This window comes from Actinoplanes sp. 13, assembly GCF_056134165.1.
Genome location: NZ_JBVYOQ010000005.1, coordinates 1 through 16,050, shown reverse-complemented (window position 1 = coordinate 16,050; position 16,050 = coordinate 1). Strand labels below are relative to the sequence as shown.

At 71.1% G+C, this 16,050-nt stretch carries 13 protein-coding genes; 10 read left to right on the top strand and 3 right to left on the bottom strand.

Going from position 1 to position 16,050, the window contains the following annotated elements:
- Positions 1-241: 241 nt before the first annotated feature.
- From AC0NH5_RS12565 to AC0NH5_RS12535, 7 genes are all read left to right on the top strand, one after another.
- On the top strand, positions 242-1,165 hold the full coding sequence (locus tag AC0NH5_RS12565; RefSeq protein ID WP_474402984.1) for a carbohydrate ABC transporter permease: 924 nt from the start codon (positions 242-244) through the stop codon (positions 1,163-1,165).
- On the top strand, positions 1,158-2,057 hold the full coding sequence (locus AC0NH5_RS12560) for a carbohydrate ABC transporter permease (protein WP_474402982.1): 900 nt from the start codon (positions 1,158-1,160) through the stop codon (positions 2,055-2,057). The genes AC0NH5_RS12565 and AC0NH5_RS12560 overlap by 8 nt, the downstream gene beginning before the upstream one ends.
- A gap of 18 nt (positions 2,058-2,075) precedes the next feature.
- On the top strand, positions 2,076-3,383 hold the full coding sequence (locus AC0NH5_RS12555; protein ID WP_474402980.1) for an ABC transporter substrate-binding protein: 1,308 nt from the start codon (positions 2,076-2,078) through the stop codon (positions 3,381-3,383).
- Positions 3,380-5,554 (top strand): rhamnogalacturonan lyase, encoded by a 2,175-nt coding sequence (locus tag AC0NH5_RS12550; protein ID WP_474402978.1) that lies wholly within the window; start codon positions 3,380-3,382, stop codon positions 5,552-5,554. The genes AC0NH5_RS12555 and AC0NH5_RS12550 overlap by 4 nt, the downstream gene beginning before the upstream one ends.
- A 526-nt stretch (positions 5,555-6,080) precedes the next feature.
- A complete protein-coding gene (locus tag AC0NH5_RS12545; protein WP_474402977.1) occupies positions 6,081-7,679 on the top strand; it encodes an alkaline phosphatase D family protein in 1,599 nt (532 codons plus the stop codon).
- Positions 7,679-8,512: a discoidin domain-containing protein gene (locus AC0NH5_RS12540; RefSeq protein WP_474402975.1), complete on the top strand. Its 834-nt coding sequence runs from the start codon at positions 7,679-7,681 to the stop codon at positions 8,510-8,512. The genes AC0NH5_RS12545 and AC0NH5_RS12540 overlap by 1 nt, the downstream gene beginning before the upstream one ends.
- Positions 8,481-8,960, top strand: coding sequence for a cupin domain-containing protein (locus tag AC0NH5_RS12535; protein WP_474402974.1), 480 nt, complete (start codon positions 8,481-8,483; stop codon positions 8,958-8,960). Before AC0NH5_RS12540 ends, AC0NH5_RS12535 begins: the two co-directional genes overlap by 32 nt.
- 11 nt (positions 8,961-8,971) lie before the next feature.
- Here the strand turns inward: AC0NH5_RS12535 and AC0NH5_RS12530 are convergent, their stop codons facing one another.
- Positions 8,972-10,486 carry an Hsp70 family protein gene (locus tag AC0NH5_RS12530; protein WP_474402972.1) on the bottom strand — a complete coding sequence of 505 codons (1,515 nt, stop codon included), beginning with the start codon at positions 10,484-10,486 and terminating at the stop codon, positions 8,972-8,974.
- 185 nt (positions 10,487-10,671) lie between these two features.
- On the opposite strand from AC0NH5_RS12530, the gene AC0NH5_RS12525 reads away from it, so the two are divergent.
- Positions 10,672-11,862, top strand: coding sequence for an aminotransferase class I/II-fold pyridoxal phosphate-dependent enzyme (locus tag AC0NH5_RS12525; protein WP_474402970.1), 1,191 nt, complete (start codon positions 10,672-10,674; stop codon positions 11,860-11,862).
- Between the two features lie 37 nt (positions 11,863-11,899).
- Here the strand turns inward: AC0NH5_RS12525 and AC0NH5_RS12520 are convergent, their stop codons facing one another.
- Together AC0NH5_RS12520 and AC0NH5_RS12515 are read right to left on the bottom strand one after the other, a co-directional pair.
- Positions 11,900-12,466, bottom strand: coding sequence for a TIGR03086 family metal-binding protein (locus AC0NH5_RS12520; protein ID WP_474402969.1), 567 nt, complete (start codon positions 12,464-12,466; stop codon positions 11,900-11,902).
- Between the two features lie 88 nt (positions 12,467-12,554).
- Entirely contained in the window at positions 12,555-13,151 is a 597-nt protein-coding gene (locus AC0NH5_RS12515) for a dihydrofolate reductase family protein (protein ID WP_474402967.1), read from the bottom strand.
- Positions 13,152-13,249: 98 nt separating this feature from the next.
- Between AC0NH5_RS12515 and AC0NH5_RS12510 the strand changes: the two genes are divergently transcribed.
- Entirely contained in the window at positions 13,250-13,780 is a 531-nt protein-coding gene (locus AC0NH5_RS12510; RefSeq protein ID WP_474402965.1) for a winged helix-turn-helix transcriptional regulator, read from the top strand.
- Positions 13,777-15,762, top strand: a complete 1,986-nt coding sequence (ligA, locus tag AC0NH5_RS12505; RefSeq protein ID WP_474402963.1) for an NAD-dependent DNA ligase LigA — start codon at positions 13,777-13,779, stop codon at positions 15,760-15,762. Before AC0NH5_RS12510 ends, ligA begins: the two co-directional genes overlap by 4 nt.
- The last annotated feature ends 288 nt before the right edge of the window (positions 15,763-16,050 follow it).

Here is a 16,050-nt window from a genome sequence, read left to right as displayed (position 1 = left end):
TCCAGTATCGACGCCTGTGGTGTCCCTGCAACTCCCCGAAAGGGGTGGTCGTCGGAGAGTTGAATAGTTAAAAGTCGATCTTGGCTACCACCGCGTGGAGTACGGTGTCCGCCCTCTGAAACGATCCAGATTTAACGGCATCGAACCGTTGACCCCGTCGATGTGACGGGGCACACTGCCAGGAAAGCGCTTTCCTCCTCTGGTCGGCGCGCCCACCCGCTGACGTGCGAAGGAGGGTTCCGTGAGCGCCCTCGGCGAGCTTCACCACCTTCGACGATCGAAGGCCGGCCCGAAACCGCGCGACAACAAGGCCGCCTTCCTCTTCCTGGCGCCCTGGTTCGCCGGGCTGGTGCTGATCACCGCGGGACCGATCGCGGCGTCGTTCCTGCTCGGGTTCACCGACTACAACCTGATCCAGCCGCCGGAGTTCAACGGCCTGGAGAACTGGTCGCGGATGGTCTCCGACGAGCGGCTGCACCAGGCCCTCGGCGTCACCTTCAAGTACGTCTTCATCTCGGTGCCGCTCCAGCTGGCCGCCGCGCTCGGCCTGGCGATGCTGCTCGACCGGGGGCTGCGCGGGCTGGCGTTCTACCGGTCGGCGTTCTATCTGCCCTCGCTGCTGGGCTCCAGCGTCGCGATCGCGGTGCTGTGGCGGCAGATCTTCGGCGCCGACGGCCTGATCAACCAGGCGCTCGCGCTGGCCGGGGTGGAGGGCCGTGGCTGGATCTCCGACCCGGGCACGGCGCTGGGCACGCTGATCGTGCTCAACGTGTGGACGTTCGGCGCCCCGATGATCATTTTCCTGGCCGGGCTGCGGCAGATCCCAGCGATGTATTACGAGGCCGCGCAGGTCGACGGCGCCGGGCGGTGGACGCAGTTCGCCAGGATCACGGTCCCGCTGCTGAGCCCGATCATCTTCTTCAACCTGGTGTTGCAGATCATCCACGCGTTCCAGTCGTTCACCCAGGCGTTCGTGGTCTCCGGGGGCAGCGGCGGCCCGTCCGACTCCACCCTGTTCTACACGCTCTACCTCTATCAACGGGGCTTCAACAACTTCGACATGGGCTATGCCTCGGCGCTGGCCTGGCTGTTGTTGCTGATCATCGCAGCGTTCACCGCGGTCAACTTCTGGGCCGCCAAGCGATGGGTCTTCTACGATGACTGACCTGCACGAGCGCGTCGCCCCGGTGCGTGTCGCCGACGACCCACCGCCCCGGCGCGGTGGCCTTCCCGCCCCGGTCCGCTCCGTCCTCAAGCACAGCGGGCTGCTGCTGCTCACGATCGTGATGCTGTACCCCGTACTCTGGATGATCGTCAGCTCGCTGCGACCCAACAATGCGATCTTCCGGTCGCCGGGTCTGGTGCTGTCCGACCTGGAACTGCAGAACTACGGCCAGGGCTGGGACGCGCTGTCGAGCCCGTTCGGCCACTTCCTGACGAACTCGGCGATCGTCGTCATCGGCTGCATCATCGGCAACCTGGTCTCCTGCTCGATGGCGGCGTACGCCTTCGCGAGGCTCGAGTTCACCGGCAAGCGACTGTGGTTCGCGATCATGCTGGGCACGATCATGCTGCCGATCCACGTGCTGATCGTGCCGCAGTACATCATGTTCTCCAACCTCGGCTGGGTGAACACGTTCCTGCCGCTGATCGTCCCGAAGCTGCTGGCCACCGACGCGTTCTTCGTCTTCCTGATGGTCCAGTTCATCCGCGGCCTGCCCAAGGAGCTCGACGAGGCGGCCCGGATCGACGGGGCCGGGCATCCCCGGATCTTCCTGCGGGTGATCCTGCCGCTGATGCTGCCGGCCCTGGCCACCACGACGATCTTCACGTTCATCTGGACCTGGAACGACTTCTTCTCGCAGCTGATCTACCTGACCGACCCGGACATGTACACCGTTCCGGTCGCCCTGCGCTCGTTCGTCGACTCCACCGTGTCCACCAGCTGGGGATCGATGTTCGCGATGAGCGTGGTCTCGCTGCTGCCGATCTTCCTCGCCTTCCTGATCGGCCAGCGCTACCTGATCAAAGGCATCGCCACCACCGGCATCAAATAATCCCCGGAAGGATCCCCCATGCCATACACCCGACGGTCCCTTCTCTCCCTCGGTCTCGGTCTCGGTGCGGCGGCCGGCCTCGCCGCGTGCGGCGGCAGCGGCGGCGACGCGTCCGGTGACATCTCCCAGGACGCGGTCAAGCTGCGGTTCACCTGGTGGGGCTCGGACGCGCGGCACAAGCGGACCCAGCAGGTGATCGACATGTTCACCAAGAAACACCCGAACATCACCGTCTCCGGCGAGTTCAAGGAGTGGAACGGCTACTGGGACAGCCTGGCCACCACGGTTGCCGCGAACGACGCCCCGGACATCATCCAGATGGACGAGCTGTACCTGGCGTCGTACGCCGAGCGGGGCGCCCTGCTCGACCTCGGCACCGCGGAGAAGCACCTCAAGACCACCGGCATCGACCCGGCCGCGCTGGACACCGGCAAGGTCGACGGCAAGCAGTTCGCCATCCCGACCGGTCTCGCCGCGTACTCCATCGTGGTGAACACCGACCTCCTCGCCCAGTACAAGATTCCGGTCCCGGACGACTCGACCTGGACCTGGGACGACCTGAAGCGGATCGGCGCCGAGGTCTCCAAGGCCTCCGGCGGCAAGGTCACCGGCGTGCAGTCGTGGGGCTTCGACTCCGGCGGCGTCAACATCTGGGCCCGCCAGGCCGGCGCCTCGCTGTACGACGCGGACGGCAAGGTGGCCATCCCGCCGGAGGTGCTCGCCTCGTACTGGCAGTACCTGCTGGACCTGGCCAAGCAGGGCATCGCCCCGGCGCCGTCGGTCACCGTCGAGCGCGCCGGCGCGCCGCTGGACCAGTCCGGCACCGCCACCAACACCTCGGCGTTCGGCACCTGGTGGAACACCCAGCTCACCTCGCTGTCGGCCGCGTCCGGCCAGAACCTCAAGCTGCTCAAGCTCCCCGGCAACGGGCAGCCGGGCGCGGCGACCGCGCCCTACTACAAGCCGTCGATGTTCTGGTCCGTCTCCGCGCGCTCGGAGCACCCGGCCGAGGCCGCGCTCTTCGTCGACTACCTGCTCAACACCACCGAGGCCGGCGACGTGCTGCTGACCGACCGGGGTGTGCCGTCCAACACCACGGTCCGCGCCGCGATCACGCCGAAGCTGGAGGCCACCGACAAGGCAGCCGCGGACTACCTGACCACCATCAAGGTCGGCGAGTCGCCGCGGGTCACCCCGAACGGCGCCAGCGGGATCGAGGCGATCCTGAAGCGCCACACCGAGGAGGTCCTGTTCGAGCGGCAGACCCCGCAGGTCGCCGCGCAGGGCTTCATCAAGGAGCTCCAGGCGGAGATCGATGCCGCATGAGATCGCCCCTGATCGCGGCGGCCGCTGCCGTCCTGGTGCTCGGTGTCCCCGGCGCCGCCCCCGCACACGGCAAGCCCGGCATCAAGCTGGAACGCCTGGACCGGGGCCTGGTGGCCGCGTCCACCAGTGAAGGTGTCTTCCTCAGCTGGCGCCTGCTCAAGACCGAGGTCAGCGGCGCCTCAGCGACCGGGCTGACCGGCCGTAACTTCGCCGTCCACCGCGACGGCAAGCGCATCGCCACGGTCACCGACAGCACGAACTACCTGGACCGGGACGGTACGGCGACGTCGCGGTACCGGGTGGGGGACGCGACCGCCACCCCGTGGGCGGCCGGGCACACCGAGCTGCCGCTGCAGAAGCCCGCGGACGGGGTGACGCCGAAGGGCGAGACCTACACGTACGCGGCGAACGACATGAGCGTCGGCGACGTGGACGGTGACGGCCGGTACGAATACATCGTCAAGTGGGACCCGTCGAACTCCAAGGACGTGTCCCAGGTCGGGTACACGGGGCCGGTCTACGTCGACACCTACCGGGCGGACGGCACCCTGCTGCACCGCATCGACCTGGGGGTGAACGTCCGGGCCGGCGCGCACTACACCCAGTTCCTGGTCTACGACTTCGACGGCGACGGCCGCTCGGAGATGATGATGAAGACCGCCCCGGGCACGAAGAGCATCCGCAACGGCCGGGAGCACCACATCAGGAACGGCTTCCAGAAGGACGCCGACTTCCGGATGAGCGCGGCCGACTACTACGAGCACGTCGTCGAGATGTTCCTCGGCTGGCACGCGCACCCGGAGGTGCGCGCGGGACGCTGGCCCGCCACCCTGGAGCAGGCCTTCGGCATCGCGCCCACCTATCGATATCCGTTGTCGCGGGCCGACGCCGAGGCGCTCACCGACTACTTCATGGACGTCTACGCGCCGTCCCGCAGCGCCCGCAACAACCTGCGCGCGTTCGAGGGCTTCATCGTCGACGGCCCGGAGTGGCTGACCGTCTTCGACGGCGCCACCGGCCGGGAACTGCAGACCGTCGACTACAAGCCGGGCCGGCACGACGACGGCCTGATGTGGGGCGACTACGCCATGGCCCGCATCGAGCCCGGCAACCGGGTGGACCGGTTCCTCGCCGGCGTCGCCTATCTGGACGGCCGGCGGCCCTCCGCGGTCTTCGCCCGCGGGTACTACACCCGTTCCACGCTGGTCGCCTATCACTGGGACGGGCGCCGGCTGCGGGAGAACTGGTTCGTGGACAGCGGCTGGACCCCGATGACCAACCCGTTCAACGACTCGCCGCACGGCCGCGACGGCACGTCCGCCGAGTTCGGCACCCTGACCACGCAGGGCTTCCACTCGCTCAGCGCGGCCGACGTCGACCTCGACGGCAAGCAGGAGATCGTCTACGGCGCCGCCACCATCGACCACGACGGCAGCCTGCTCTACTCCTCGTTCGGCAAGCTCCCGGACACCGGCGCGGACGCCCGCCTGGGCCACGGCGACGCCATGCACGTCACCGACATCGACCCGGACCGCCCCGGCCTGGAGATCTTCACGGTGCACGAGGGCGGGACCTCCGCGCCCTACGGCATGGCGATGCGCGGCGCGGCCCGCGGCGACGTCCTCTTCGGCACGTACTCCGGGCGGGACACCGGGCGCGGCATGATCGGTGACGTGCTGCCCGAGGTGCGCGGCATCGAATCGTGGGCCAGCATGCCCGGCGGCTCCGAGGCGCTCGGCCTGCACAGCGCCAAGGGCCAGATCCTGACCACCACCATCCCGGGTACGAACCAGAGCATCCGCTGGGCGGGCGACCTCACCACCCAGATCGTCAACGGAACCGGCGACGTCACCCCGACGATCGACGACTGGCGGCGCGGCACGTTGCTGACCGCCGAGGGCACCCGCACCAACAACGGGACCAAGGGCAACCCGAGCCTGGTCGCCGACGTGCTCGGCGACTGGCGTGAGGAGCTGCTGGTCCGGACGGCGGACAGCTCGGCGATCCGGATCCACCTGAGCACCGAGGTGACCGGCCACAAGCTGTACACGCTGATGCACGAACCTCAGTACCGGGTGGAGGTGGCGCGCCAGCAGACCACCTACAACCAGCCGTCGTACCCGAGCTTCTACCTGGCCTCGGACACCGACTGGCGACGGGTGCCCCGCTGACGCAGCGCGCTGACGGCCCGTGCCACCGCCGCAACCAGAGCGACGGCGGCGCGGGCCGCAAGCGTCAACCCGAGGACCGACCAGGGTACGACGATCGGCGCCGGCGCGACCTTCATCGCGACCCCGATGTTGAGCAGGCTGAGCGCCGTGACGAGCAGGCCGAGGACCGCGCCGGCCGCTGAGTGACCAGAGTGAAAGCCACAGAGTGCGATGGAGCAGTGCCCGCCTTCCGTACTCGCCTGGCCGCCCGCATCGCGTGGAAGCAGGCGTGCCCAGTGCCTCCACTCGCCGTGCCGACTGACCACCAGCGGCGTGCTTGGCGGCCGACGGCCGCTGCGCATACTGCTGGGTGACGTCGAAGCGCGTCCATCGGCGCCGCGGTGACCGTCGGGGAAGCCTCGGTGGCCAAGCACATCCGCAACATCCTCCAGAAACTCGGCCTGGGGCCGGCCGCTGCCCTCCTGGCGTCACGTTCCCCCGGCTGATCCGTTAGCCAGATGGGGAGACGCCTGCTAGGAGCCTGCATTTGCTGCCACCGCACCGCCCGGGCCCGGCCCTGCGGGTCGCCGCGCTGCCCCGGCGCGGCCTGTTCGCGCTGGGCGGGGCCGCGCTCGCCGTCGCGCTTGCCCCGGTCCGCGCCGCGGCGTCGGTGAGCGGGGCGCCGATGCGGGCCGACCCGTTCACGCTCGGTGTCGCCTCCGGGGATCCGCTGCCGGACGGTGTGGTCATCTGGACGCGGCTGGCGCCGGAGCCGTACGCCCCCGCGGGTGGCATGTCGTTCGCGAGCCGGCCGGTCCGCTGGCAGGTCGCCGAGGACGACGGTTTCCGCAAGGTGGTCCGGTACGGGACGGCGACCGCCCGTGCCGAGTACGGGCATTCCGTGCACGTCGACGTGGGCGGGCTGCGGCCGGGACGGGACTACTTCTACCGGTTCCGCTGCGGGGCGCACGTCAGCCCGGCCGGGCGGACCCGCACGGCGCCCGCCCGGAAGGCCTCGCCGCGCCGGCTGCGGTTCGCGGTCGCGTCGTGCCAGTCCTACACCGGTGGCTGGTTCACCGCCTATCGGCACCTGGCCGAGGAGGACCTGGACGTCGTCTTCTTCCTCGGCGACTACATGTACGAAGGCGCCGTCGACAGCCTGGGCGGCGACCGCCTCGACCCGCGTCTGCGCCTGCCCGAGACGTTCATGCTGGCCACCGACACGCTGGACCTCTACCGGATGCGGTACGCGCTCTACCACGCCGACCCGGATCTGCAGGCCGCACACGCGGCGGCGCCGTGGGTGGCGACCTGGGACGACCACGAGGTGCAGGACAACTACGCCGCCGGGGTGCCGCGTTTCGACATCAGCGCCGGGGACTTCCTGGTGCAGCGGGCCAACGCCTACCGCGCGTACTGGGAGAACCTGCCGTTGCGCCGCCCGCAGCGGCCGTCCGGCGCGGGTATGCGGCTGCACCGGCGGCTGCGGTTCGGCGATCTGGCCACCGCGCACGTGCTGGACACCCGGCAGTACCGCAGCGACCAGGGGTGCGGCGACGGCGTCAAACCGGACTGCCCGGACCGGGCCGACCCGTCCCGGACCCTGCTCGGCGCCGGGCAGCGCAGCTGGCTGCTGGACGGCATGACCGGCGGCGGCACCCGCTGGAATCTGCTGGCGCAGCAGATCATGTTGGCCGAGTGCCGGTACGGCCCGGCGGGCGACCGCTTCGACATGGACAAGTGGGACGGTTACCTGGCCGACCGCGACGCCGTGCTGGCCGCCGCCGCCCGGGTTCCCGGCACCGTGGCGCTGACCGGTGACATCCACTTCAACTACGCCAACGACCTGCGCGCCGACTTCCGCCGCCCGGAGTCGCCGGCGATCGGCGTGGAGCTGGTCGGCACGTCGATCTCCAGCGGCGGGGACGGCTCGGAGACCACCCCGAACCTGGACCGGCAGCGGGCGGTCAACCCGCACCTGCGGTTCACGAACGCGCAGCGCGGCTATCTGCGGTGCGAGCTGACCCGCGATCAGATGCGTGCCGATTTCCGGGTGCTGCCGCACATCACCCGGCCGGGCGCGCCGATCGGCACCTGTGCCTCGTTCGTCTCCGACCGCCGCCGTCCCGGATTGGCTCCCGTCTGATGCGCCGCTTCGCCGCTGCCGCCGCGCTGCTGCTGATCACTGCCCCGGCTCCGGCTCCGGCCCGCCTCTCGGTCACCCCGGCGAAGCTGGCCATCACCACCGGTCAGTGCAACGGCGGGGACCTGCGGGTGCAGCTGCGCAACCCGCATCGGAAGCCGATCTACGCCAGGGCCGTGCTGAAGGGCGGGCACGGGCTGCACATGCCTCGGCGGCTGATCGAGACGTGGTTGCCGCCCGGACATGCCGGCACCGTCCCGGTGACGGTCAGCGCCGCGACCGCCGGCGATTACACCGTCCGCGTCACGAGCGGCGACGACCGCCTGTCGATTCCGGTCACCGTTACCTCACCCGTACCATCGCTGGATCTTGTTCGGACCGCCTCCCGGGTGACCGCCTCGTCGGCCCGGGCCGGGCTCCTGGCGTGCGGGGCCGTCGACGGCGACGCCGACCCGGCGCGCTGGTGGAAGGGCACCGGCTGGGCCGACGCGACCGGCCGGGAATGGCCCGACTGGTTCGCCATCGCCTGGGACGAGCCGCAACGGATCGCCGCGGTGGATCTGGTCACCGTGGACTCCGCCGAGTTCCCGGTGGGCGGATTCGGCCTGCGCGACTGGGACGTGCAGGTCCGGGCCGGCGCCGGCTGGGAGACGGTGGCCGAGGTGCGCGGCAACACCAGGACCACGGTGCGCAGCACCTTCCCACCGCGGCGCACCACCGAGGTACGGATCATGACCTACGCTGCCAACGGTACGAACGACTGGTCCCGCATCGTCGAAATCAGCGTCCATCCGGAGGTTCCCGATGAGTTACCCGCCGCCGCTCCACCACGGTGACAGGGGCGAGATCAACGCCCGTTACCGGCCGGCCGGGACCGAGCCGGAGCTGGTCTATCCGAACGGCACCCGGGTCCATTACCTCTCCTCGGGCCCGTCCACCGGCGGGCTGTTCGGCCTTTACCGGTGGGAGTGCGGCCCGGGCGTGACCGGGCCCGACCCGCATTTCCATCAGACCATGACCGAGTCGTTCTACATCCTCGGCGGACAGATGCGCATCTACAACGGGGTGGAGTGGCTCACCTGCGATCCGGGCGACTACGTGCACGTCCCGGCGGGCGGCGTCCACGGGTTCAAGAACGAGTCCGGTGAGCCGGCGTCGATGCTGCTGCACTTCTCACCCGGCGCGCCCCGCGAAGGCTATTTCGAGGGCCTGGTCCGGATCGCCGAGATGAGCGAGGAGGAGCGGCGGGAGTTCTACCTGGAGCACGACAACCACTGGGTCTGATCGTTCCCCGGTCACCGGCGGCGGGACGCCCACCAGCCCAGCGCCGCGATGAAACCGGCCACCGTCCAGGCGCTCGCGGCCAGCGCGAACACCGCCCCGAGCAGCAGCGCCAGGCCGAGACGCAGCCCCGGCCGGGTGGTCAGCGTCAGGCCGGTCGCCACCCCGAGCAGCGCCCCGCCGATCATGTCGAGCGGCGGGGCCTGCTGCAGGACGGTGCCGGCCGTCGCCATCACGATCGGCTCGGCCGGCAGCCGGGCCGCCTTTCCCTTGTGCGCGGCCTTTCCGGCCCACCAGGCGGCGAGCGCGGCGACAGCCACGGCGAGGGCCAGGCTTTCCCACCGCAGCGGTACGCGCACCGCGCTCACGAAGGTGTGCGCCAGCAGGACGAGCGAACAGGCGACAAGAACGCCCACCACAGACCGCCGCTTCCGGGGGCTCCGCACGGTCGGGGGCCGGACGGCGCCGGCGACGAGGGCGTGCGGGTCGCGGACCGTCACCGTGGGCCGCAGCCCGGCGGCGGTCAGTCCCGCCCGCAGGCCGGGCAGCGCGTTGTCCGCACCGACCAGCACCACCGCCACGACCTCGGCCGGGTCCACGCCCGCGTCGGTGAGCACCTGTTTGGCCGCCTCACCCAGCCGGGTCAGATGGGGTGCGCCGGCCGCGGCGAGGTCGGCGCGGGCGAGGGTCACCGGGGGCTCGGAGTCCGGGAGCGTGACCGGGGCGCGCTGTTCGACGGTGAGCGTGACCCGCGCCTGCTGGATCTGCCAGGCCACGCGCCAGTCGTCGAGAGCCGCGGCCGGGTCGGTGCCGGGCGCCACCCGTTCCGCCGCCAGCTGGATCAGGGCCTCGTCGATCGCGGGGAACTCCGGATCTCGCACCGCTGTCGAGGCCAGCTGCTGGTAGTCGTCGTCCACGTCCACGACAGTCAGCTCCGGAGCGGCGTCCCCGGAGGTGCACACGACCACACAGGTCCGCCGCCGATCGGCCGGCCCGGGCGTGCCGGCACCGGTCCCGCTGATCTCATCACCGCCGGTTTCCTGGCGAGCGCTCGCCGGGCGCGCGAGGGCGGCGGCTGCGGCGGCAGTGGTGACGACGGCGGGCCGCGGCAGGCCGGCGCGGGCCGCGGCCTGGTGCAAGCGGTCCAGGGCGCCGACCCCCCAGGCCTGGGCCGTGATCACGGTGAGCGCGGTGACCTCGGCGCCCGCCTGGGCAGCCGCCGTCCGGGCGACGTGGGCGAGCACCTCGGCCACCGCGGCGACCGGGTCGAACCGCGCGTTCGGGGCGGGGGTGCCGGTGCGCAGCAGCGTCATCGGATCAGGGCGGTAGCCCTCCGGGTTCCGCACGCTGGCCTCCAGCGCCGGCACACCGATGGTGATCACGCGGGTCTCGGGGTCGAGGAACACCCCGCTGGGCAACTGCGGTTCGCCCGCGAACACGACCGGCCGGACACTGCCGCCCGACTCGTACACGGCGGTGGTCCACCAAGCGGAGATGTCGACAGCAACATGAAGATCCCCGACTGGCATGCCCGGAAGTGTCCCAAAGGGACGGTTGGCGTCTGATTGCGACCGGGATCTTCTTCGCATAGTGACAGATCGATGCTTGGCAGTGGCCGTGCCGATCTCGGGAGGGTAGGGGTCGATCCGGGCATATCGCGATCCGCCCGGCCCGGGCGGCGCCGGGGCCCGAGCGCAGTATCTAGAGTTTGGCTGTGACACAGCCACGGATTTCCCGGCGGGCGCAGGCCATGGCGCCGTTCTACGCGATGGAGGTCGCCAAGCACGCGGCCATGCTGGAGGCCGGCGGGCACCGGGTGGTGCGGCTGAACATCGGCGAGCCGGACTTCGGGGCCACACCGGTGGTGCGCGAGGCCATGCGGGAGGCGATGGACGGGCGCCCGATGGCATACACGGCGGCGCTGGGGCTGCCCGCGCTGCGGGACGCCATCGCCGGGTTCTACGCCGAGGAGCACGGGGTCGAGGTGAGCCCGGCGCGGGTCGTGGTCACCGCCGGGGCGTCGGCCGCGTTGCTGCTGGCCGCGGCGGCGCTGGTCGACCCGGGCGACGAGGTGATCATCGGCGACCCGTCGTACCCGTGCAACCGGCAGATCATGGAAAGTTTCGGGGCGCGGGTGCGGCTGGCCCCGACCACCGCCGCGATGCGGTTCCAGCTCGATGCGCGGGCGGTGCGGGAACACTGGTCGGCGCGGACCGCCGGGGTCATGATCGCGACGCCGTCCAATCCGACGGGTACGTCGATCGAGGCGTCCGAGCTGGCCGGGATCTGCGCGCTGGCGGCCTCGCGTGGCGCGTGGCGGCTGGTCGACGAGATCTATCTGAACCTGGGCGACCGGGACGCGCGGGGCCGGGCGCCGCAGACGGCACTGGCCGTCGACCCGGACGCTGTGGTGATCAACAGCTTCTCCAAGTACTTCGGCATGACGGGGTGGCGGCTCGGCTGGTGCGTGCTGCCGGCCTCGCTGGTGGGCGCGGTCGAGCGGCTGGCGCAGAACTACTTCATCTGCCCGTCGGTGCCGGCCCAGAACGCGGCGCTGGCCTGCTTCACGCCACCGGCGCGAGCGGTGTGCGAACAGCGGCGACTGGAGTTCGTGAGCCGGCGGGCGCTGGTGCTGGAGGGCCTGGCGCGGATCGGGCTGCCGGTGCCGGCGGTGCCCGACGGGGCGTTCTACGTGTACTTCGACGTGCGCGGGACCGGGCTGTCGTCGTGGGACTTCTGTGAGCGGGCGCTGCAGGAGGCGCACGTGGCGCTGACTCCGGGGCGGGACTTCGGGCAGTGCAGCGCGGAGAGTCATGTGCGCTTGTCGTACACGGCTTCGGTGGAGGACCTGCGGGAGGGGCTCAGCCGGCTCGGGCGCTTCGTGGCCGGGCTCGGCACCTCCTGAGCCGATCTTCGCTCTTCGGCCCTCCGGGTCAGGCGGGTCAGGCCGGCTGCCAGGCGGGGTCGCGGCCGATGAAGCCGAGCAGGCGGGTCTGCGGGTCGGCGCCGGCGGGGACGGGGACGCGCGGGCCGTACTGCCCGGAGCCGCGCATCAGCTCCTCCATCGGCTCCATGCCGGCCAGCAGCTCCGCGCACGCGTCCTGGTCCAGGCGGTCGTCCTGGCCGGTGGCGCGGGCCAGGTCCCAGGTGTGCATGAAGACGTCCGTGGTGTAGAAGCGGTCGATCGCCTGGTCGAGCGGCAGATCGCCGATGTGCGGGTTGGCGAGCGTGCGCCGCGCGGTGGCCGGGTCGTCGAGCAGGGCCTGCACGGCGTCGTTGTGCACGTGCCAGGCCCGGGCCGGATCCTCGTCGGCGCCCGGGCCCCGGGGCAGGGTGACGTCGGCGCCGGAGGCCAGGAAGCCGGGCAGCCACTCGACGAGATGGCGCACCACGTCGCGGGCGGCCCACCCGTCGACCGGGGCGGGGGAGTCCCACTTCTCGGTGCCGTCGACGCGGGCCGAGAAGGTGGCGGCGATGCTGCGGTGCCGCTCCGCGGGGGTCAGGGCCATGGGTTCGCCTTCCTGCGCTTTCAACCGGATCGTTGAAACGAACGTTAGCGGGACGGCGCCCCGGGGTCAAGCGACTCCGGACTCCCCGTCAGCGGAGCACGCGGTAGGTGATGTGGGTGGCCGGCGCGGCGGGGCGGGACCGGATCTGCTCCAGCCGCAGGGCGGGGACACCGTCGAACAGCCGCCGGCCGGCTCCGAGTGTCACCGGGGCGACGGTCAGGGTCAGCTCGTCGACCAGGCCCGCCGCCAGGTACTGGTTGAGCGTCGCGGCGCCGCCGGCGATGGCGATCCGGCCCCCGGCGGTGGCCTTGCTCGCCTGGTCCAGCGCGTCATGGATGCCCGTGGTGACGAAATGGAAGGTGGTGCCACCCGCCATCGGCAGGTCCTCCCGGGCATGATGAGTCAGGACGAAGACCGGCTTGTGGTACGGCGGCTCGGGGCCCCACCATCCGGTCCAGGACAGGTCCCACTCGCTGCGGATCGGGCCGAACATGTTGCGGCCCATGATGAACGCGTCGGCGTCGACGATCTCGTCGCGGATCGCCGCGTTCTCGTCGGGCGTCTCGAACATCCACCGGTGCAGCTCGTCGACCGGGCCGTCGCCGAACGGCTTGTCGGCGCTGAGGTTCGGGCCGGCGACGAAGCCGTCGGCGGAGACCGAGATGTAGGCGTTGACGAAGGCCATGACCGGGTTCCTCCCAGCTGAACCGGTTGCTTTCTGCTACTGGTTGGCACCGTAGTCAAGACCAGTTGTAAGCTGCAAGTGGTTTGGAGGAGGAATTCATGGACGATCACCGGTCCGGGTGCCCGATCAACCTGTCGCTGGAGGTGTTCGGGGACAAGTGGTCGTTGCTGATCATCCGGGACATGATGTTCGGCAACCGGCGCCACTTCCGGGCGCTGCTGAACGGCTCGGACGAGGGTATCGCCTCCAACATCCTGGCCGACCGGCTGCAGCGGCTCACCGCGCTCGGGATGATCTCGTCGGCGTCGGACCCGGGACACAAACAGCGGGTCCTGCTGAGCCTGACCGAGCCGGCCATCCAGCTGGTGCCGGTGCTGGCGCAGCTGGGGGCGTGGGGGCGCCGGCACCTGCCGGTCACGCCCGAGCTGTCGATCCGGGCCGAGCTGCTGGAGCAGGGCGGGCCGCAGCTGTGGGCGCGGTTCATGGACGAGCTGCGGGAGCTGCATCTGGGGGTGCCGCAACCGGCCGGGACGCCGTCGGTGCTGGCCGAACTGACGACGGCCTACCTCGCCGTCGCCGCCGGTTCACGCGCGGAATTGTCGGACCCCGGCCGTAGTCTCTCGGCATGATCGAGAGCATCAGCCCGTTCTCCACCCGCGACGAGTTCGACCAGGCGGTGGAGGAGGCGCGCCGGGCCGCGCAGGTCTATTACGACACCGGTGACGCGGTGCTGACCGACGCCGACTACGACGTCCTGGCGGACCGGATCGCGGCCAGCGTCACCGCCCATCCCGACTGGGACGACCGGGGGATCACCACGGCGGTCGCGGCCGGCGCCTCGGCGGGTGGCGACGTGCGGCACCCGACGCCGATGCTGTCCCTCGACAAGATCAAGACCCCGGAGGAGCTGGCGGCGTTCGTCGCCACACTCGGCGGCGACGGCTGTCTGGTCGAGGTGAAACTGGACGGCCTGGCCATCCGCGCCGAATACGCCGGCGGCCGTCTCCAGCTCGCCGCGCTGCGCGGCGACGGCGCCACCGGTGAGGACGTGACCACCCAGGTGCGCCGCGGAGTCGCCGGGCTGCCGGCCGAGCTGCCCGCACCGTGGAGCGGCGAGGTGCGCGGCGAGGTCTACATGACCGTCGGTGACTTCGAGGCGGCCAGTGCCAACCGGGTGGCAGCCGGCGGCAAGGCGTTCGTGAATTCGCGCGGAGCGGTCGCGGGGGCGATCCGGGCGATCGACCGGAACTACGAGGCGCCGATGACGTTCGCGGTCTACGAGATCAGCGGCACGTTCGGCAGCCACCTCGCGGCCATGGAGTCGGCTGCCGAGCTGGGCTTCCGGCCGGCTTCCTCACTGGTGGCCGAGGCCGCCGGCGAGCGGTTCACGGTGGCCGAGGTGACCGGTGCCGTCGAGACCGTCGGAGCCCGGCGCGCCGGCCTCGACTTCCCGATCGACGGCGCGGTGATCAAGGCCAACCAGGAGAGCACCCGCCGCCGGCTGGGGCTGGCCAGCCGCACGCCGTACTGGGCGGTGGCGTTCAAATACCCGCCGGACACCGCTTCCACGGTGCTGCGCGACATCGAGGTGCGGGTCGGGCGCACCGGGCGGATCAGCCTGCGCGCCCTCATCGATCCGGTCATGGTCGGCGGCACCACGGTCACCAAGGCGACGCTGCACAATCCGGCGTGGGTCCACGAACAGGGCCTGGCGATCGGGCAGACCGTGGCGGTGTGGCGGGCCGGCGACGTGATCCCCCGGGTGACCTCGCCGATCGGGGAGCAGCCGCACGGGCTGACCCCGTGGGCGGCTCCGGAGCAGTGCCCGCAGTGCGGCGAGCCGTGGGACAAGTCGTCGCTGCTGTGGCGCTGTCACACGGCGTCGTGCGCGGCGGCGAACGCCTTGGCGTACTGGTGCAGCCGGGACGCGCTCGACGTGGACGGCGCGGGCGACGCGTTCTGCGACGTGCTGGTCGAGCAGGGGATCGCGCGCACCGTCGCGGACCTCTACGACCTGACCGCCGACGGGATCGCCGAGCTGGCGGTCGGCCGGACGGCCGCCGGCGGGACGGTGACGCTCGGGCGGTCCAACGCCGAGCGCATCATCGCAGGGCTGGAGGCGAGCAAGCAGCAGCCCTTCAACCGGGTGGTGACCGGCCTCGGCATCCGGATGACCGGGCGCAGCGTGGGCCGATGGCTGGCGGCCCGCTTCAAGACCATGGACGCGCTGCGGGCCGCGACCGTCGAGGAGATCGCCGAGATCGACAAGATGGGCCTGATCAAGGCGCAGCACGTGGTGGACGGCCTGGCCGCGATGAGCCCGGTGATCGACCGGCTGACCGCCCACGGGCTGACGATGAGCGTGGCCGACGACGGCGGCGAGAAGCCGTTGGCCGGGAAGACCTACGTGGTGTCGGGGTCCGTGCCGGGCTACACGAGGACCACGGTCAGCGAACGGATCGAGGCGCTCGGCGGGTCGGCCAGCAGCAGCGTGTCGGCCAGAACCACGGCGCTGGTGACTGCGGAGACGACCACGAGCAAGGCCAAGAAGGCGGCGCAGCTGGGGATTCCGGTCATCGATCCGGAGGAGTTCGCCCGGATGCTGGCCTGACCTCCTTCCCGCGGCCTCCGCCTCACGGCCTCGGGCTTCCCGGTGGCCTCCGCCTCACGGCCTCGGGCTTCCCGGTGGCCTCCGCCTCACGGCCTCGGGCTTCCCGGTGGCCTCCCCTGCCACCGGCTTCCCGGCCCCGGCTCTTTGCTGCGGGTCGGCGCCAGACCGCGGCCGGTCCTTCGGGGGGGACTGTGCCAGGAGCGGTGTTTCAGGCCCGACACGCCGGGCTGTGGTCCGGCGAGATGGGCACCGTGAGTGATGACATCGAAAGTTGTGAGTCCACGGAAG